At 41.1% G+C, this 18,123-nt stretch carries 15 protein-coding genes and 3 pseudogenes; 3 read left to right on the forward strand and 15 right to left on the reverse strand.

Annotated features, from left to right (window positions below; all coding sequences use genetic code 11):
• Positions 1 to 543 precede the first annotated feature (543 nt).
• The 10 genes and pseudogenes from KSMBR1_RS19885 to KSMBR1_RS22210 form a co-directional block, all read right to left on the reverse strand.
• Positions 544 to 1,223 (reverse strand): annotated as a pseudogene (locus KSMBR1_RS19885) (ISL3 family transposase); the annotation flags it as partial.
• A 415-nt stretch (positions 1,224 to 1,638) separates the two neighbouring features.
• On the reverse strand, positions 1,639 to 2,031 hold the full coding sequence (locus KSMBR1_RS19890) for a hypothetical protein (protein WP_099326830.1): 393 nt from the start codon (positions 2,029 to 2,031) through the stop codon (positions 1,639 to 1,641).
• Positions 2,028 to 2,252: pseudogene (locus tag KSMBR1_RS22805) on the reverse strand (6-phosphogluconolactonase); the annotation flags it as partial. The gene KSMBR1_RS19890 and the pseudogene KSMBR1_RS22805, both read right to left, overlap by 4 nt.
• Before the next feature lie 82 nt (positions 2,253 to 2,334).
• Complete coding sequence (locus tag KSMBR1_RS23825) at positions 2,335 to 2,544, reverse strand: 6-phosphogluconolactonase (RefSeq protein ID WP_099326832.1); 210 nt, start codon at positions 2,542 to 2,544, stop codon at positions 2,335 to 2,337.
• A gap of 86 nt (positions 2,545 to 2,630) precedes the next feature.
• Positions 2,631 to 4,160, reverse strand: coding sequence for a glucose-6-phosphate dehydrogenase (gene zwf / locus KSMBR1_RS19905; RefSeq protein ID WP_099326833.1), 1,530 nt, complete (start codon positions 4,158 to 4,160; stop codon positions 2,631 to 2,633).
• A gap of 1 nt (position 4,161) precedes the next feature.
• Positions 4,162 to 5,580 (reverse strand): NADP-dependent phosphogluconate dehydrogenase, encoded by a 1,419-nt coding sequence (gene gndA, locus KSMBR1_RS19910; protein ID WP_099326834.1) that lies wholly within the window; start codon positions 5,578 to 5,580, stop codon positions 4,162 to 4,164.
• A gap of 51 nt (positions 5,581 to 5,631) precedes the next feature.
• Positions 5,632 to 6,774 (reverse strand): transaldolase, encoded by a 1,143-nt coding sequence (gene tal / locus KSMBR1_RS19915; RefSeq protein WP_099326835.1) that lies wholly within the window; start codon positions 6,772 to 6,774, stop codon positions 5,632 to 5,634.
• Positions 6,775 to 7,000: 226 nt separating this feature from the next.
• Positions 7,001 to 7,441, reverse strand: a complete 441-nt coding sequence (locus tag KSMBR1_RS19925; protein ID WP_099326837.1) for a Dps family protein — start codon at positions 7,439 to 7,441, stop codon at positions 7,001 to 7,003.
• A gap of 48 nt (positions 7,442 to 7,489) precedes the next feature.
• Positions 7,490 to 9,496, reverse strand: a complete 2,007-nt coding sequence (gene tkt, locus KSMBR1_RS19930; RefSeq protein ID WP_099326838.1) for a transketolase — start codon at positions 9,494 to 9,496, stop codon at positions 7,490 to 7,492.
• Between the two features lie 198 nt (positions 9,497 to 9,694).
• Positions 9,695 to 10,825, reverse strand: coding sequence for an RpiB/LacA/LacB family sugar-phosphate isomerase (locus KSMBR1_RS22210; RefSeq protein ID WP_197705281.1), 1,131 nt, complete (start codon positions 10,823 to 10,825; stop codon positions 9,695 to 9,697).
• Between the two features lie 378 nt (positions 10,826 to 11,203).
• Here KSMBR1_RS22210 and KSMBR1_RS19945 point away from each other — a divergent pair, with 378 nt between their 5' ends.
• Positions 11,204 to 12,940, forward strand: a complete 1,737-nt coding sequence (locus KSMBR1_RS19945; protein WP_099323573.1) for an IS1634 family transposase — start codon at positions 11,204 to 11,206, stop codon at positions 12,938 to 12,940.
• Positions 12,941 to 13,109: 169 nt separating this feature from the next.
• On the opposite strand, the gene KSMBR1_RS21390 is transcribed toward KSMBR1_RS19945, so the two are convergent.
• Positions 13,110 to 13,247 carry a hypothetical protein gene (locus KSMBR1_RS21390; RefSeq protein ID WP_157820768.1) on the reverse strand — a complete coding sequence of 46 codons (138 nt, stop codon included), beginning with the start codon at positions 13,245 to 13,247 and terminating at the stop codon, positions 13,110 to 13,112.
• A 366-nt stretch (positions 13,248 to 13,613) separates the two neighbouring features.
• On the opposite strand from KSMBR1_RS21390, the pseudogene KSMBR1_RS23900 reads away from it, so the two are divergent.
• Positions 13,614 to 13,769: pseudogene (locus KSMBR1_RS23900) on the forward strand (IS1380-like element ISCku8 family transposase); the annotation flags it as partial.
• A 252-nt stretch (positions 13,770 to 14,021) separates the two neighbouring features.
• Here KSMBR1_RS23900 and KSMBR1_RS19955 read toward each other — a convergent pair.
• Both KSMBR1_RS19955 and KSMBR1_RS23830 read right to left on the reverse strand, forming a co-directional pair.
• A complete protein-coding gene (locus tag KSMBR1_RS19955; protein WP_099326839.1) occupies positions 14,022 to 14,240 on the reverse strand; it encodes a hypervirulence associated TUDOR domain-containing protein in 219 nt (72 codons plus the stop codon).
• 113 nt (positions 14,241 to 14,353) lie between these two features.
• Positions 14,354 to 14,491, reverse strand: coding sequence for a molybdopterin-dependent oxidoreductase (locus tag KSMBR1_RS23830; protein WP_420886575.1), 138 nt, complete (start codon positions 14,489 to 14,491; stop codon positions 14,354 to 14,356).
• Between the two features lie 192 nt (positions 14,492 to 14,683).
• Here KSMBR1_RS23830 and KSMBR1_RS23835 point away from each other — a divergent pair, with 192 nt between their 5' ends.
• On the forward strand, positions 14,684 to 14,923 hold the full coding sequence (locus KSMBR1_RS23835; protein WP_099326840.1) for a transposase: 240 nt from the start codon (positions 14,684 to 14,686) through the stop codon (positions 14,921 to 14,923).
• A gap of 752 nt (positions 14,924 to 15,675) precedes the next feature.
• On the opposite strand, the gene KSMBR1_RS19970 is transcribed toward KSMBR1_RS23835, so the two are convergent.
• Together KSMBR1_RS19970 and KSMBR1_RS19975 are read right to left on the reverse strand one after the other, a co-directional pair.
• Positions 15,676 to 17,193: an ABC transporter permease/substrate-binding protein gene (locus KSMBR1_RS19970; RefSeq protein WP_099326841.1), complete on the reverse strand. Its 1,518-nt coding sequence runs from the start codon at positions 17,191 to 17,193 to the stop codon at positions 15,676 to 15,678.
• Positions 17,193 to 17,942 (reverse strand): ATP-binding cassette domain-containing protein, encoded by a 750-nt coding sequence (locus KSMBR1_RS19975; RefSeq protein WP_099326842.1) that lies wholly within the window; start codon positions 17,940 to 17,942, stop codon positions 17,193 to 17,195. Before KSMBR1_RS19975 ends, KSMBR1_RS19970 begins: the two co-directional genes overlap by 1 nt.
• Positions 17,943 to 18,123 lie beyond the last annotated feature (181 nt).

The raw sequence follows: 18,123 nt of genomic DNA on the forward strand, positions 1-18,123 counted from the left end.
CTTCGTGCTTCGTAAGATTTTTTATCTCGTGCTTGTTTTGTTCTGGCTATGCAGGCTTAGCGCCCTCAAGGCATTATAGCAAGTAAACATAAGCTTCCTGATACGCCTTTGTGTGTATAAAAAGCCCGCGATATGAATGATATTTTTGAGTTTTTTGCCATTTTTTATAAGTGACTAAAAGTGTGTCTTTTATGACTGTAATAATTTACCACAAAACAAGTTGCATCGCAAATTAATTTCCTGTTGATTCCTGTAGATTCCTGTCCATTCCGATGGAGTTGACTACGTTTTGACTACGTTTTGACTACAGTGGGGAAAACGAAAAGGGATAACATCCTAAACGGTGTTATCCCTTGTTATTTCTTGGGAACTATACAAAAACTATACAGTAATTTAACACAAAATATTGAATCTTTGAGATATAAAACATGAAAACTCAAAGATGTATTGCCGAAAAATAAAGGGCTAAAGTCGTATTGCATTGATATTAAAAGAGATACTATTTCTGCCTGTCTAAGTTGGGTTATCTGCACATACCAGATACTTATACTCCCAAAAACGCTGAAAATCTTCACGCATTAAATATGACTTTACGGAACTCAGGTTGATCTTAACTATCCGGCTCAACCGTACCGTTTGCTTTTCCGTCAAGTTCTCGGGACTTTTCAACAGTAACCAACAGCTCTTTTCCAGAACATTATCAGCGCCTTCCTCCTTGAGCTTTTTGACCTCTTCCTTCCGTATCTGGTCTATGGCATCGTTGAATTTCTTCATGATGTGAAAACAGTCAAGAATATTAAGCGCCTGGGGTGCTTTCTTCGCTATCATCTTCAGGTACGGCGCCCACATGTCGCTGCAAACTAATTTGATTCTCAGACAGCGTTCTTTACCCAACTCATTGAGAAATTTCAGCAGGGTCTTGGCCTTCCGCTCATGACCACTCCATAAAAGCCTTTTGGCATATGAATCAAGCTGATATACAAGGGTTAAATACTTGCGACCACTCCAGACTTGTATCTCGTCAATTTCTATTTCTGTTACATTCTCCAAGTCCCTGCTGGCAAGAGGCCGTAGGCAACCACAAACTGCACGGCTCGATATACGCTGTCCCAACTGGACTTGAATATCTCGGCTGTCTCTTTTCAGCTCAGGCGTTTCGCCCATCGGGACAGGAATACCTTATAGGTGGTGGTCATCTGATCCTTACCCTCTGACCAGGGAACTAGTATGACGTTTCATTAAAATATACAAATAAAATAGCATCATTACTATGAGGGCATCTAAAATTCAATCCCTTGTAAATACAAGATTTAAGACTGTTCAGTCTTTGTTCATAATGGAAAACAATATGTCGATGTTTTACCGAAACGCTATACTAGTTCTACATGGATGCCGTCAACAGGACAGGTAGTGCGTCGGGATGAGAATATCGGAAAAATACTCGAAACCCCCCATATTGACGGATACTCGTATAACCGGGACGGCTGTGTATCATACCCAGGTACTCTCTTCCCGCACACTAAACATTCAGGCTTGGCATTTACCCTCGGCTTTATGTCTACTACTAATGCCTCTCCTTCCTTTACTACCCCAAAACTAATTGCTTTATTAACAAACGAAATTGTTAATTGGTAATAGCTAAAAAAAAGGACATTCGCTAAACGCCGGTGTCATTTTTTTGTTTCTGTAATTATCAATTATGGACGACCCCACCTTCCTTAATCTCCTTATCGGCGCACCTATCATCATACCCGCCAGTTGCCCCTGCACCGTCTTCATACTATTTGCTATGCTGTGCCGGAACTGATCGTCGCTGCGTATGGCTTCCACAGAGACGCCGTTCAATGCCCTGTTGCATTTCTCTACCGCCGCGGCAAGCGCGGCATCGTCGTTGATATTCATCGTACCGAAGTTATCAATAAACTCCCTGATATTCCCTATCAGCGTATCCCTGAATATCTTCTTTTCTCCGGAGAGGCGCTCAACCGTCCGGTTCACCATCTCGGCGAGCGTTGTCCGGAGTGTAGTCATAGCGGTATTCCTTTTACAAGAAAAACAATATTATGTGCTTTATCAATTATATGTGCTTTATTAATTAAAGGTGGCGTTATAGTAATGCGATACATCCGTTGTTCCGCTACATACACCTCGCTTACCAGCCGTGTGTTTTCAAAAACAACATCACTTCCGGGAAACAATGACGCCGTATGGCCATTTTCGCCAAGGCCAAGAAAAATGAGATCAAAGCGAGGAGTCTCTTTTCCTTTGTAATGACGTCTTCATATTTTTTTGCAGCCTCGTCCGGCTCTAAATCAACAGGAATTGGGTTAATATTTATTGATGGGATATAATGTGCTCCAGCAATAAAGCTTTTGCCATATTGACATTGTTTAGTTTATTATTAAAGGGTACAAAACGCTCATCACCCCAAAAAACAAAGGTTTTGTTCCAGAGGATTTGATCCCGGTAAGGTGGTTTTGCTAAAAGAGAATACAGACATTCAGGGGGTAGTGCCTCCCGATAAGGACAAAACAAACTTTCCACGACTTTCGATGGCCTGTTTCGAAATTTTAATCATTAAATCAGCGGCTGCCTGTGCCAATGCCGCTGAAGTCTGAAAAACGCTTATATTATTTTGTTGATGCAATTTCATTTTTTTCAAAAGGTATTGTGATCCAATTGTGGCCGTCTACCGCTATCAATGCGTCTGCATCCTGTGGCCCGTGTGACCCGGCATCATAGGTTGGGAAATTAGGAGAAGTGTTTGCTTTCCATGCATCTAACACTGGCATTAGTATTGTCCATGCCGCTTCTACCTGGTCTGCACGCATAAAAAGTGTTGCATCTCCCCGGAAGACATCAATTAGCAATGTTTCATAGGCTTCTGGTGTTCCGCCCGTGTAGGTGTCGTGGTAATTAAACAACATGTGAACAGGGTTAAGAAGCATTTTAAGTCCGGGTTGTTTTGCCTGAAAGCTTAACTGTATTCCCATATGAGGCTGGATATTAAGGATAAGTTTGTTGGATTGCCAATTTTCAATAGCTTCAACCGGGAAGGAATGATGTGGTACCGGTTTAAATTGAATAGTGATCACGGAAATCGTTTCATTCAACCGTTTCCCGGTACGAACATAAAAAGGCACTCCTTGCCAGCGCCAGTTATCGACATAAAGTTTCACTGCCGCAAAAGTTTCTACATTGGATGATGGGGAAACATCAGGCTCCTGCCGATAACTCTTAACCTTTTTGCCTTTTACCCATCCACTACCGTATTGACCTCTTATTGCATTTTTATGTACTTCTTCCGGTTTCATTTTTCTCACTGCGTTCAGTACATCTACTTTTTTATTACGGATCTCGTTGGCATCAAAAGAAATGGGTGCTTCCATGGCAATAAGGCACATCAGCTGGAGCAGGTGATTTTGAATCATATCGCGAAGTGCACCTGCAGTCTCATAATAATTCCCGCGGTGTTCGACGCCCAATTCTTCTGACACAGTTATCTGTATGTGATCTATATAATTCCGATTCCAGATCGGCTCAAATAATGCATTGGCAAAACGGAATGCCAAAATATTTTGTACGGTTTCTTTACCCAGGTAGTGATCAATACGATAAATCTGTGATTCATCAAAATGGGTATGCAACAAGGTATTAAGGTTGATAGCACTTTCCAGGTTGTGCCCGAAAGGCTTTTCTATGACAATGCGGCTTTTCTCCTTATTTTCTGCAAGCTCCGACGATCCTATTTTCATAGAAATTCCTTCGAATTGATTTGGCGGAACAGCAAGATAAAAGACACTGTTGGCTGTGGCATTCCACTTTTTTTCAAGAGCTTTTATCTGTTTGCCGATGGCAGCATAGGTAGATGTAGCATCAAACTCTCCTTGCAGGTAGGTCAGATATTTAGTAAAAACATCCCAGTGATCTTTTTTTGCTTTTCCCTGTCGTGAAAATTTATCTACGCCTTCATGCAAATGTTTTCCAAATTCGGGGTCGGTGTATTTACGACGACTTACCCCAATTACCGCGAATTCTCCAGGAATCCAGCCGTCTAACCAGAGGTTGTAAATGGCGGGAATCAGTTTACGCCAGGTTAAATCTCCTGTAGCACCAAGTATTATAATAATTGTGTGACCTATTTTTGTTTCGGTTTCCATGTTATTTCTTTTGGTTCCAATGCGTATGAAAAATTCCTTCTCTGTCGTTTCGCTCGTAAGTATGAGCGCCAAAATCATCGCGCTGCGCCTGTATTAAATTTGCGGGAAGCCACCCACTCCTGTAGCTGTCGAAATAGGCCAAAGCCCCCATCATTGCAGGAACCGGGATCCCGAACCCGACGCCTGTCTGAATAACTTTCCGAATACCTTCTTGCGATTGCATTAATTTTTTTGAAAATGCAACGCTCAGTATAAGATTAGAAAGATCCGGCTGTTTTGAAAACGCAGAACGGATGTCTTCCAATAATGCCGCACGGATGATACAACCACCCCTCCAGATGGCAGCAATATCTTCTAATTTCAAATCGTATTTATATTTTTTGGATGCTACCTGTAACAGCGCCATTCCCTGTACATAAACCGTGATGATTGAAAAATAGAGCGCCTGCTCCACCCATTTCACCAGATCATTTTTATCTCCGGTGAATTTCACTTCAGAACCTCCCATGTTTTGATGTGCAACTTCTCGTTCATTTTTATAAGCTGACAAATCCCGCATGGAAACGGCAATATCAATCACCGGAATAGGTACCTGTAAATTCATGGCATCTTCAGAAGTCCAGGCGCCTGTGCCTTTTTGTTTCGCACTGTCGAGGATTCTGTCAATAATCCGGCTGTCGGTAAGCTCATCTTTTTGCATAAAAATATCTGCGGTAATTTCTATAAGATAAGACTGCAATTCCCCCTCATTCCATTTTGAAAAAACAGTGTGTAGCTCATCATTGCTCATAGCCGCACATTCCTTCAACAGGTGATAAGCTTCGGCAATGAGTTGCATCAGCCCATATTCAATGCCGTTGTGTACCATTTTTACATAGTGTCCTGCGGAGCCAGGCCCCAACCATGTTACGCAAGGCTCATTATTCGCTTTGGCAGAAACAGCTTTCAGCATCTCAGCCACACGCTCATATACTTTCTTAGGTCCGCCCGGCATAATGCTTGGCCCGTGGCGGGCACCCAGTTCTCCTCCTGAAATGCCAACACCCATAAAATGAATGGCTGATTCTTCCAATTGCTCACTCCTTCTGTTGGTATCCGTAAAGTGAGAATTACCGAAGTCCATCAGTAAATCATTTTTTGACAAAAAAGGTTTTAATTCACTAATAACGTCATCCACAATTTTTCCGGCAGGCACAAGCATTATGATTACTTTAGGGGTCTTTAGCGTATTTAGAAATTCATTCAAGTCTGATGTGGCAGATATCTTTTCAGTGCCAGCTTCTTTCTTGAGCGTTTCCACCTGGGAACGATTCTTATCAAAACCAATAACGGTGTATCCATTATCGCTCATGTTATAAACCAGATTGCACCCCATGGTACCGAGACCAATCATTCCGTAGTCGAATTTTGTCTCTTTCATAATTTCAAGCAATTGACTTGTATTTTTTTGCCTTCCTCAGCATTTGGTTGATCAAGATGTTTTGCCTCCAAGCATTTTCAATCTTTTATCTGCCAGGTTGCTAATCAATTTATTATAAGCCTCCGTAAATTTCTGGATGCCTTCGTCTTCTAATTGTTGTGTTACAAACGAGATATCAATACCCAGCTTTTTTAGTTCACCAAACAAAGCCCTGGCTTGATCGAGGTCATCCTCAATGGCATCTTTTTTTAGGATTCCATGTTTGGCAAAAGTTTCAATCGTTTTATCGGGCAAAGTATTTATTGTGTTTTCACCAATCAGCGGGTCAACGTAGCGAAGATCATTGTAGAGCGGGTCTTTGTTGCTGGTGCTTGCCCACAATGGCCGCTGTACATGAGCGCCTTTTTCTTCCAGTTTTTTCCAGTTCTCACCGCTGAATATTTCTTTAAACCGCTGATAGCATAATCGTGCTGTGGCAATTCCTGCCTTGCCCGATAAAGGATGGGTTCGGTTGGGGTTTTTATTTTCTTCGTTTTTGATAATGTACTGGCCGAGCAGTTGGTCGGTGAGTACATCAATTCTGCTGATAAAAACACTTGCTACGGAAATAATATGATCTATCGGCTTGCCTTCTGCAACTCTTCGTGTAATGGCATTGATGTACGCTTTTGCAACTTCAACATAGCTTTCAATAGAAAAAAGAAGTGTTATGTTGATGTTGACACCTTCGTAAAGCATCTGCTCGATAGCCGGAACGCCTTCCTTTGTTCCCGGGATTTTGATAAGGCAGTTTTTCTTACCAACTGCATTATACAATCTGCGGGATTCTTTTATGGTGCCTTCCGTATCACGTGCCAGATAAGGCGGTACTTCAAGGCTTACAAAACCATCGGTGCCATCTGATTTTTCATACACCGGAAACAGGATGTCACAGGCATCCTGAACATCTTTTATGGTAAGTTCGTCATAAATTTGCGCCGGGGCTTTGCCTTCTTTTACCAATTTGGCAATCTGATCGTCATAATCTGAACCGCTTGTAATCGACTTGTTGAAAATGCTTGGGTTTGAGGTTACTCCCCTCAGCCCCTGATCATCTACTCTTTTTTTCAATTCGCCGGAAGTGATTTTCTCCCGCGTTAAATTATCAAGCCAATAGCTCTGGCCGTATTGCAATAATTCGATTAGTGTTTTCATCTTTGATAATATCCTTGTTTAGTAACTATTTAGCTGCTTTACACAAGCTCTGGTTTTTAATGGCCACTTTCTGAGGCCGCCTCTAACTCCACCGTCTGCCGACGGAGAGAATGCCAGCGCACCTGCTATTGGTGTGGCTGGTGCGGCTGGGCTCTCTTCTTCCGCCAACCGGCGGAGAATGCTTGTCCCAACTATGGGAAGCTGGAGATACATGGTCGATCCGTCACTAACTTAAATGAGGTCGGAGCATCCAGGCTGTTTTTAAATGGTATTCCATCAAGCCGGTAATGTAATCGCTGATGCCTTCTGCCTTTAGCTTATCTGCAATTGGATTTATATTTTCTCTTAAAAAAATGATGATGCTTTCGTGGTCTTCCAATAATTCTGCAAAAAGGCTTCTGCTGTCGTTCTTGTCGATAGCTTTTCCAGAAAGATGGGTGAGTTCGAGATATTTACTGAGTTGTGCGGGTACGTAATGCCCAATGGCACGTATCCTTTCGGCTATGGTATCTACAATTTCCTGTTGCTGATTGTAGAGCTTCTCCAGATACACATGCACTGCATGAAAATTGGAATAAAGTACGAATTCATCGGCCAGTATTTTTGATAACTGGTCGGCAATTGCTTGTCTGTTTGTATCGGTAATTCCGATGTTTGCTTTTTTCATGGTTTATATGTTTTAAGTTAACAATCTTTTAAAGTGTTTTTTAGGTTATTATTCAATCAAAGCTTTCGCTCTTTTTACTACATTTTCCACAGTAAAGCCATATTCTTTCATCACCTCTTCACCAGGAGCAGATTCTCCAAATCTGTCGATGCCGATGATGTCGCCCTGGTCAGTTACATATTTAAGCCAGCCCAAAGGTGATCCGGCTTCTACTGCCAGTCGTTTCCGCAATGAGGCGGGAAATATCTTTTCTTTATAAGTTTTATCCTGTTTTTCGAATAGTTCCCACGATGGCATGCTTACCACACGTGCGGCGATGTTTTCTTCTTTTAATCTTTGCTGAGCTGCCAGCAGCAACTGCACTTCCGAACCCGTACCAATTAAAATAATGTCGGGCTGTGTTTTTGATTCCGAAAGAATGTAAGCCCCCTTTTCCAATTCAATCGCCTTTGTATATTTTTCCTGGTCGATTACCGGAATTTTCTGGCGAGTTAAAATTAATGCAACTGGTCCACCGGAATGTTCAATTGCTATCCGCCAGGCTTGCACGGTTTCATTGGCGTCTGCCGGGCGAATTACTGTTAGGTTGGGAACTGATCGCAAACCGATGAGTTGTTCTACGGGCTGGTGGGTGGTGCCATCTTCTCCTAACGCTATGCTGTCGTGTGTAAAAACATATATGGGCCGTATTTTCATAATCGCTGCCAGCCGGATGGGTGGCCGCATGTAATCGGAGAATACCAGGAATGTAGCCCCGTAAGGAATGAGGTATTTACTAAGCACTAATCCATTTAAGATAGCGCCCATGGCGTGTTCCCTGATGCCAAAGTGAAAATTGCGACCATCATAATTTGTCGCTAAAAATGATTTGTATTTCTCCAGGTTGGTGTCGGTAGAAGGAGCAAGGTCCGCCGAGCCGCCTATTAAATTCGGCAAATAATCGGCTATTGCATTTAACACTTTGCCAGAGGCTTTGCGTGTCGCCATTTCTTCTTCAGTTTTAAAAACAGGCACCCTCTCTTCCCATCCTTCCGGTAATTTACCGCTGCTCAACAACTCATATTCATTGGATAGTTCGATATATTTTTCTTTGTACCTTTTATAAAGATCGTTCCAGTTCTTTTCTTTATCTATTCCTTTCTTACCTGCTTCACGATAATAATTTAATACATCGTCGGGCACAACAAAATGTTTATCAGGGTCAAAGCCAAAATTCTCCTTCACGAGCTTCACTTCTGCTTCGCCTAAGGCAGAGCCATGTGCAGCGGCCGTATCTTGTTTGTTGGGGCTGCCATAACCAATGTGTGTGCGCACCTTTATCAGTGAAGGACGGTCTGTTTCCTTTTGCGCATTTTTTATTGCTGTTGATAAAGCACCTAAATCATTACCATCCGGAAGCTCCTGAACATGCCAGCCATACGCTTCAAAGCGTTTTGCCACGTCTTCATCAAATGCAAGATCGGTATTGCCTTCAATAGTTATATGGTTATCGTCGTACAAATAAATCATGTTGCCTAACTGAAGATGTCCGGCTATAGAAGCAGCTTCAGAACTAATACCTTCCATAATATCGCCATCGCTGCAAATAGCATAAACCTTATAATTAAAAATATCAAAACCAGGTTTATTGTAGCGGGCTGCCATATATCTTTGTGCAATGGCAAACCCTACGCCGTTGGCAAATCCCTGCCCTAGCGGGCCGGTCGTTACTTCAATACCGGGTAACAATCCGTATTCAGGATGCCCCGCTGTTTTACTGTGTAATTGCCGGAATTTTTTGATATCGTCGAGCGTGATGGGATAACCCGTTAAGTACAAAAAACTATACTGCAACATGCAGGCATGGCCGCAGGATAAAATAAAGCGGTCTCTGTTTGCCCATGCTGGATTCTGGGGATTATAGTTCATGATTTGCGCCCACAGAACATGGCCAACGGATGCAAGCCCCATGGGTGTTCCGGGATGACCTGAATTTGCTTTTTGTACGGCATCTGCAGCGAGTATCCGAACCGTATTGATACCCTGCTGTTCAAGTGTTCCTGTTTTAGGGTTCATGTTGTTCAATTGTTTAAGTTTTAAGTTGATAATTTAAACGCATTATAAAGATTTTCGTTGAATGGATTTCGTTTCGTCATTTAAATAAAAAACGCCACCGATACTTTCATGTAAACCCGTCGTTGTAGCTATCTGTTCATGATAACTTCGCCTCTATTCAATAATATCTTTTAACATTTGTTTAGCCATTTCTGGTTTTTAATCTTTATTCCTTTCCAGTACGGAAACTTTGTTAAGGCGTCGCAGGAATCGTTCTTCATTCTTAAACCTGGCATTGATAAATATCTGCACCAATTCCCCGGCTAACGCAGACCCTGTGATCCGACCACCTAAACACATTATATTCATATTGTCGTCCTCAACCCCTTGGCGGGCAGAGAATGAATCGGTGATCAAAGCTGAACGAACGCCGGCAATTTTATTAGCCGCAATACAAGCCCCAACACCGCTCCCACAAATGGCTACACCTCGTGAGATTTCCCCATTAGCCACTGCCTCCGACATCGGAATAACAAAATCAGGATAATCATCGTCGGTATTGAGTTGATAAGCGCCAAAGTCTTTTACTTCGTAGCCGGCAGTTTTGAGTAACGCAACCAGTTTTACTTTCAAATCAAATCCCCCATGATCAGACGCAACACCTATACGCATCATTTTTCTTACAGGACTTGAAGTTTCTTCTTTTAAATTTTGTGGTTGAAATTCGATACTTTTCTCTTTGACAGACAACCCCAAATCTGCTAGTGCTTTCGCTGTTGATAGATAATCTGTATGGTGAATGCTGGTGATACCCATGCCCTTCGCCATATTTACAAACATTTGCGTGTTATCAATGTACACGAGTTCATCTAAGGGCGCCTGGGCGCCATCAATTGCCAGGCGAAAAATAGCTGCATCGGGCTTTCTTCGATGAACATAGCAGGAGGACACAAAAAAATCAAATATTTCATTCAATTTAAATTTGTTTATCCTGTAGGCGTTTATTTCTCTTGCTTCGTTGCTAACCGCAATTACTTTTAGTCCATATTGCAATTTTATTTTTTTAATAAAGGCAATCATTTCCAAATCAGGCGTGGATAAGGAGAATATGAAGTCTTTGAACTGGTCGGGGGTAAAATCCCTTTTTTGATAGAATACCATCCGATCAAGATATTCGTTGAACGTTATCCTTCCTTCTTCATACGTTACAAACAGGAGGCCGTGGCGGTTTTCCATTTCATTCGCATCCAGGTGAAAATGTTCAGCAGCCCGCTGCCTGAATTTGTAATCCCATCCGTTTGAGAGCAATACACCTCCGATATCTAAAAATAAACAACTAATAGCATTCATATTATTATTTTTTTAAAGCTTCCTTTTTATTATTGCATCAAAAACAATAGAATAAATCAAATCTATAAATACTATTGCCCATGCACTGTAGCAAAAATTACAAATTCAGGTGAAATCCTTATCAGAAAGGTAATCTGATGGCTTGTGACAATTTTACTGTACAAGCAGTTACCTGCCTAGCGTGAGTTTATCACGAAATAAGGTGTAAGACAAAGACATCAAGTTGCAATCCAATGATTTGTATCGGGTTGCGACTTTTTTTGTCTAAAAAATTATGTATACACTGAATAATACTATATTTATATTGCATTATATGCCTGTATATACTATTATACACGGAGTATTAATCTATTACGTATACACTAACAACTAATAGCCATGGCTACCATTCAATCTAAAAACTCCAGAGGTTATAAATATTGGTATATTGTCGAATCGCGGCGCGTTAACGGCAAGCCCAGGCCCATCGTCCTGGCCTATCTTGGCAAGGCAGACGATTTATTAAAACAACTGCAAGGTCTTACCGAAAAATTACGGCTCAAATCTTATTCACATGGCGCGGTAGCCGCATTGCTAAGTGTGGCCAATGCCCTGGACGTCCCTTCCGTGATTAATAAATATATAAAGTCGCCACGGCAGTATTGTGCTAAAAAACCTGTTCGAAATAATCTGACCGCCGGAAGTACCCTCTTGTTGGGTGCCGTGGGGAGAGTGTGTGTGCCTACCAGCAAAAGAGGATGGTGGGATTGGGCAAAGACGACTACTGCCGAATACTTACTCAGACACAGCTTGAGTAAAATAGACAGTCAGCATTTCTGGGATTTGATGGATGCACTTCCTGAAGAATCCATTGCAGAAATCGAGCGCGAATTAATTGAAAAGACATTTAAAACATACAACCTTCAAAGCGACACACTGTTTTTTGATACAACCAATTTTTTCACGTATATCGACACAACTAATCTGCGATGCACTATTGCCCGGCGGGGGAAAAACAAACAAAAGCGATACGATCTCAGGCAGGTCGGGTTGGCGATGGTCGTTACACGTAACGACATGATACCGTTGTTTCACCATACCTATCAGGGGAACATGGCGGATGCAAAGGTGTTCAGCGCGGTTCTTGAGACGATAAAAGACAGGATGACCGGATTAGGTTTCGACAGCAAAAAGCACACTATTGTTTTTGATCGTGGAAACAATTCCATGGACAATATGGCTATTGTAGAGAGATTGGCATTGCATTACGTTGGAGCGCTTACACCGTATCATCACAAGCAGTTGGTAGGGGATGCCATGTGTAATTTCAGGGAATATGACGTTGACGGCAGTAAGATACAGGTGTACCATGACAAACGGGTTATTTGGGGGCAGGAAAGAACCGTTGTCGTATTTATTTCCGAGAAATTAAAGGTTGGGCAATTAAGGGGAATGTCTCAGTCTCTGGAAAAGGCAGAACATCAGTTAAAGCTCTTACAGCAGCATCTGTGTAATCCAAAGGGAAAGATGCGGGACAAAGAGGGTCTGGAGGATACGATAAGAAGTGTAGTGAAATGTCAATTTGCGAAGGATGTTATCGATTGGTCGTTAAAAGAGGTATCTGAAGGCAAGTTTCAATTGAATTTTTCAATCGACCAGAAAAAGCTCGAAGAAATAGAAGGGGAACTGGGGTTCAGGATTCTTATGACAGACCATCACGATTGGGATACCGCGGACATTATAAAAGCCTACTATGGGCAATCAAAAATTGAACATGCCTTTAGAAATCTCAAGAACCCCTATCACCTTGCTTTAAAACCGCAATTTCACTGGACGGATCAGAAAATCAGGGTGCATTTTTTTATTTGCGTCCTCGGATACCTAATGGCGGCGATTGTGTGGTATCAGGCAAAAGCGCACGCACAATTTAGTGGAACGTTAGATACCCTGTTAGACACCCTTAATAATATAAGGCTTTCTGCTATGCTTGAAGAAACAAAGGCCAGAGGGAGAGTTAAGGCTACCTACAAATTGGAAGAAATGTCCGACAAGGAATCTCTGTTGATGAATGCGTTAGGCATTATGGATTTCCACAAACATCGGCTGAAACTTCAAGGACTCAGTGTATACAATTGATGTTGTGCTTAACGCATTGACTGTATTTATGTTACGTTGCTTCATGCCTTATTTTGTGATAAACTCACGCTAGGGGGAATATCATTTCCCAATACCGGGCATTATATTTTAATGTCGCCTTTTTTATAATATGTCGCCATACACTCCAAATAATTATTAGTGGTATCCACTAGTCGCTGGTTTGCCATTTAACCTCTGCTTTTAATTGCTTTATAAATTCAGGAATATTTACATTTACCAATGGAGTACCCATTTTTCGTGTTCCTTCTGGTCTTAAGTCTGTAGATTCATTATTTTCTATTTCCATGAATATGTATTTACCTAAATCCAGCAAACAAGGCAAAGCCTTGTTGCAGGAATAGGATTGAAATGGTAGAATTTTCGAAGTATTCAGCGGTATATTGATAACAAAATACAGAAGAAAGGAGATTAGCCATTTCGATGTGGAATATAACAAAAGCCGACAACAAAATACAACCTAAAATCACCACAGAGATGAATGGGAAAGGATTAACAGTAAATGCAAGGCTTTTACCGGTATTAAATTTTATGGGTAAATAAATGTATGGCATACATGAAGAAGGGAGTAAGGGAGGTATTTCGCGGAGACAGTAGTTTTTTTGCCGGTGAATTGCTTGAATACCTTGAGTCAGTGCAGGCAGGATATTTGATTTTGGAAGTAAAGACGATGCGGTTGTGGTTAGTCATTATGGCAGGAAAATTGGTGGAGAGAAGCAGGCAATTGACATTAAAATTGCCGGAGAAATTTCTGCATAATGAAGAATGGAAAAAGTGGGAACGCATGTCGCTGGAAGTAGTGTTTCCATAGAAAATAAATCTTGTTTTTCGTTTTTTTGATTTTCTAAGAGCTGTAAGGATACCGCAGATAGGGACAGTATCGCCACATTCTGATTTTATAGCTTCCGGATGAATGATTCGGGCTAATCTTTATGTCTTTTTGTTTAAAGTAGCACAACTCAGCTACCACAATTGCTAAAAAACAGAGGTTTGTTATATGTTTTTTGCCAATTTTGGTATTGGAAAATACCGATTTTCATACTACGAAAATCGTTTGCGGAATTTAGGATTTACTCAATTTCGTAAGTGCTTTTCCTTTATGCACTGCAATATGGTCAGTCTTATCGCTTTGGATGGCATATTGGGGGTCTTCTTTGGAGGCGTGATGTGTGTAGCCCTTGTAATCAAAATCGGTGGTATGTATTTTTATAATCTTGCCTGATACATATCCGGCTTCAGAATTCCATTTTACATGGTCGCCTATTTTAAATGAGTGTTCCATTTTCTACATATCTTAATTGTTTGACTATTTGCCAATAAATCAAAGTATTCGTCATCTTCATTTTTGCCTCCATAGCCTTTGCCAACCGTTTCATGTTTTTCCTCAAATTCAATTCATTCAATCCATTTTACCGTTTTATAACCTAACTGATTTTCTACACGCAGTCTTAAAGGGGCGCCATATACTACAGAGAGCGGTCCATGATTCATTTCCCAAGCCAGATGGATGGTTGAGATGAGATGATAGGAAATTGCTTTTTTCTATCAGGCAGTCAGCTTAGCAAAAACAAAGAAAATTGCAAGTTTTTTTATTTTATCGACCCTACTGAACATCAAAGGAAAGAGAAATAAGAGAATAAGGCGGCGGGAGTCAAACCTTGATTAGTTATTAAACACTTAACAATAAAAGACAGTTTATGTTGCCTTGTCTTTGATGACAAGACAATGGCGTATAGCATTAAAGGAGCTTATTATCACCTCTTATCGTGCGCCAATGAGAGAAGAGATATTTTGCGGGACAATGATGATCGTGTTTTATTTCTGAAAACTTTAGGAAATATGTCGGACAGGTTTGAGGTTGAGGTTTACGCCTATGTTCTTATGGATAATCCTTATCATTTGCTACATGAGAAGATTTTCGTCACGGCCTTATTTTGGGTTCTCAGAAGTTTGCTGACCGTATAAAGTCCAAATATTTGTCAGAGAATCCTGATGTTGAAATTCCTCAAAAACGGCAAGTATCAAGAGATACCGATCCTGAAAACATTCTAAAGAAAGCTGCAAAGATTTTAAAATGCGATACAGACGTTTTTTTATACTCCTTTAGGATAAGTGATTCAAATAAACTAAATCGTGATTTATTAATCTATCTTTTATGAAGTACAGGTTGGCAGTACCTTTTAGTAGGGTGCCTTCCCGATTTTTTGTAAAAAAGAAAGCTGTTGGCGGATATTTTACTTGAATATGTATAAATTCATGAAGAGAGCATAGAGCATTCAAAATTCTTGTAACATTCTGGTTTTTTGAAAAGATCCAATAAAATCAAGGATTTCTGGTTTTATTGAGTAAGGAGTTTTTTTGTATTAAAACACATCCCTAAATTCCCTCTATCAGGAGAGCACTTTTTATCTCCCATCTAAAAAGAAGGGCCGGGGATGTGTAATGAGTTAGCTTATGGTCATGAAAAATTGCTGCTAAAATTTACAAAAAATCGGGAACGCTCCTGGTTGGTATGATAACCAGAAAGTCGGTGATTTGCTTGGTCTTGGTTATTCATCAATAAGTCGACGGGTAACTATTATGGAATCAACTATTTCGAAAGATGATGACATTAATGAAAGATTAACAAGGATTACTAATCAAGGTCTGACCCCATATTCATATTTGTCAAAGGCGTGATGTAGCTCCTACAGGAGAAAATTACTCTCCATGAAAACTCAAACCGTAGGTTTCAAACGCAGACCTTTTGGCACAAAAAATCTCTCCAAAGCCTCAAAACCACCTTGTACTATCAGAGCAAGTACGGCTGCCGGTACCGCCCCCTGTAGGATGAGTGAAATATTATCTAATCGAATACCGGTAAGAATTAATTGCCCATAACCACCGGCGCCTATAAGTGCACCTAATGTTGCCGTTCCCACATTAATCACAGCTGACGTCTTAATGCCTGCTAAAATAGATCGCGACGCCATTGGCAATTCCACCAACCTAAGCCGCGCTCCCGGTGGAAGCCCAAGTGCCTCTGCAGATTCTCGAATATGTGAAGGAATATCATGAAGACCTGTGTATGTATTCCGTACAATTGGCAGGAGACTATAGAGAAAAAGTGCCGTAATGGCCGGAGGTCCGCCAATACCCAGTAACGGAATCATAAAGACAAGAAGGGCCAGTGACGGAATGGTCTGGAGAACACCAACAATAGCAAGGATAATTTGTCCCAATGTTGTTCGCTTCGCAGAGACAATACCCAGTGGTATTGAAGTTAAAATGGCTGCTGATAACGAAATTGTGACCAAATAAAGATGTTCTGTGGTAAGGCGTAATAGGCGGCTAATAGCAGTTTCCTCATAAGATTCAGTTTCCAGAGATAAACTTTCCGATAAGAAGTCTGCAGCTATCCGATTTTCCGGTATCATTTCCATATTGGCACGAAAATTCATTTTGACCATTTCTAATCTAGAAATTTTATTTTCGATCTTTTTTAGAACAGTAACAACATGCGGAGCGCGTTCTTCTAAATCAGACCGATACAGGATTACGGCATTGTAAGCGGGAAAATGATTCATGTCGTCCTCTAATAAACGCAGATTATAATACCGGATTTTGGCGTCTGTTGAATAGGTATCAATCGCCTGAATAATGCCTTTTTCCAAGCCACGGTAGGCAAGATCATGATCCAAGCCTCTTACATTTTGCTGAGGTAGGTTGTAATGCCTGCGCAGGATTGGCCATCCGTCGCCCCTGTCCATGAACTCATTTCCAAAACCAAATTTCAAATCAGGGTGGCGTTGCAAGTCTGAGATCTTTCGAATTTTTAATTTTTCTGCAACTTCTTCCTTCATTCCGATAGCGTAGGTATTGTTAAAACCTAATGCATCTGTCATCTTAATCCCACGTTTGATTAAGGCTTGCCGGATCTCCTCCTCACTGCGTACTTCCTCACCTGCCAGAATTTCTTCACTAATCGTACCTGTATATTCAGGGTAAATATCAATTTCACATTTTAATAAAGCATTCCACAATACACGTGTGCCTCCCAGTTCTCGCAGGTAAATGGGCTGTTCTCCGGTACTTTTTAACAGATGATTCACTATCTCTCCCAATATTACAGATTCAGTGAACTTTTTTGAGCCAATTTTGATCTTAGGAGTGGAACTATATGCTGTAAGTGGAAAGAGATATGCAAAGACAGCGTTGCATAAAAACAAGTATATGACAAAAAAGTATGTTTTCATTAGAAGTCCTTTCTCATAACTTCCAAAGGACTTCGCTGAGCATTTATAAAGCAAGTAACAAATGAATCGGCCGGTGATTGTACGAGATCTTCGAGTGTGCCTTTCTGTAAAATTTTTCCATCCCGTAGTAAGGTAATAACATTGCCGAAAAATCCGGCTTCTGCTATATCATGAGTTACCAGAACAACTGTTTTACCAAGTGCCTGGAAGATCCTTTTCAAATCAACCTGCAGATCGGCCCGTATCATCGGATCAAGGGCGCCAAGGGGTTCATCTAACAGAAGTACGTCAGGGTCCAACATTAGTGCGCGCATCAAGCTCACCCGTTGCTGTTGGCCACCGGAAAGTTGTACTGGAAAACGATGAAGTCCGTCAGAAGGAAAATGCGTCAGTTCGGTTAGTTCGTTCAATCGTTTTCTTATACGTTCATTATCCCATCCCATGTAGCGTGCCATCAATGCTATATTGTCATACGCAGTAAGGTGCGGAAAAAGGCCTCCCCCCTGGATAACGTAACCCATCTTTCTTCTTAAGGTAATCACAACCTCAGGAATAATTTTAGTTTCCTCAAAATATATAGATCCGCTATCCGCTTGTAAAAGGCCTATGATCAGCCGAAGTATTGTAGATTTTCCACAGCCACTTGGACCAATCAATACAGTTGTTAGGCAGGCCGGAATGGTTAAATCAATGGATTTTAGCGCTCTGGTTTGACCAAAAATTTTTGAAACATTCTGCATTTTAATCATAAATAAATGCTCATGTGATCATTGCTTTGTTAAAAATCAACTGAACTCACAACGAAGTCTTTGTCTTATTGCATGGACTCTCACCTATTTGATCAAACAAAATGCTTGTCTTACGAAAATCCTTGAAACGAAACCTACTATCTTCAACGAAATCAAACAGGCAGCCACTCCTTACTCGAAT

Source organism: Candidatus Kuenenia stuttgartiensis (assembly GCF_900232105.1).
GTDB classification, from domain to species: domain Bacteria; phylum Planctomycetota; class Brocadiia; order Brocadiales; family Brocadiaceae; genus Kuenenia; species Kuenenia stuttgartiensis_A.

Coding starts and splice junctions, on each gene's coding strand:
- KSMBR1_RS19890 (WP_099326830.1), bottom strand. CDS start 2,031: ATGACTACACTCCGGACAACGCTCGCCGAGATGGTGAACCGGACGGTT.
- zwf (WP_099326833.1), bottom strand. CDS start 4,160: ATGGAAACCGAAACAAAAATAGGTCACACAATTATTATAATACTTGGT.
- gndA (WP_099326834.1), bottom strand. CDS start 5,580: ATGAAAGAGACAAAATTCGACTACGGAATGATTGGTCTCGGTACCATG.
- tal (WP_099326835.1), bottom strand. CDS start 6,774: ATGAAAACACTAATCGAATTATTGCAATACGGCCAGAGCTATTGGCTT.
- KSMBR1_RS19925 (WP_099326837.1), bottom strand. CDS start 7,441: ATGAAAAAAGCAAACATCGGAATTACCGATACAAACAGACAAGCAATT.
- tkt (WP_099326838.1), bottom strand. CDS start 9,496: ATGAACCCTAAAACAGGAACACTTGAACAGCAGGGTATCAATACGGTT.
- KSMBR1_RS22210 (WP_197705281.1), bottom strand. CDS start 10,825: ATGAATGCTATTAGTTGTTTATTTTTAGATATCGGAGGTGTATTGCTC.
- KSMBR1_RS19945 (WP_099323573.1), top strand. CDS start 11,204: ATGGCTACCATTCAATCTAAAAACTCCAGAGGTTATAAATATTGGTAT.
- KSMBR1_RS21390 (WP_157820768.1), bottom strand. CDS start 13,247: ATGGAAATAGAAAATAATGAATCTACAGACTTAAGACCAGAAGGAACA.
- KSMBR1_RS19955 (WP_099326839.1), bottom strand. CDS start 14,240: ATGGAACACTCATTTAAAATAGGCGACCATGTAAAATGGAATTCTGAA.
- KSMBR1_RS23835 (WP_099326840.1), top strand. CDS start 14,684: ATGGCGTATAGCATTAAAGGAGCTTATTATCACCTCTTATCGTGCGCC.
- KSMBR1_RS19970 (WP_099326841.1), bottom strand. CDS start 17,193: ATGAAAACATACTTTTTTGTCATATACTTGTTTTTATGCAACGCTGTC.
- KSMBR1_RS19975 (WP_099326842.1), bottom strand. CDS start 17,942: ATGATTAAAATGCAGAATGTTTCAAAAATTTTTGGTCAAACCAGAGCG.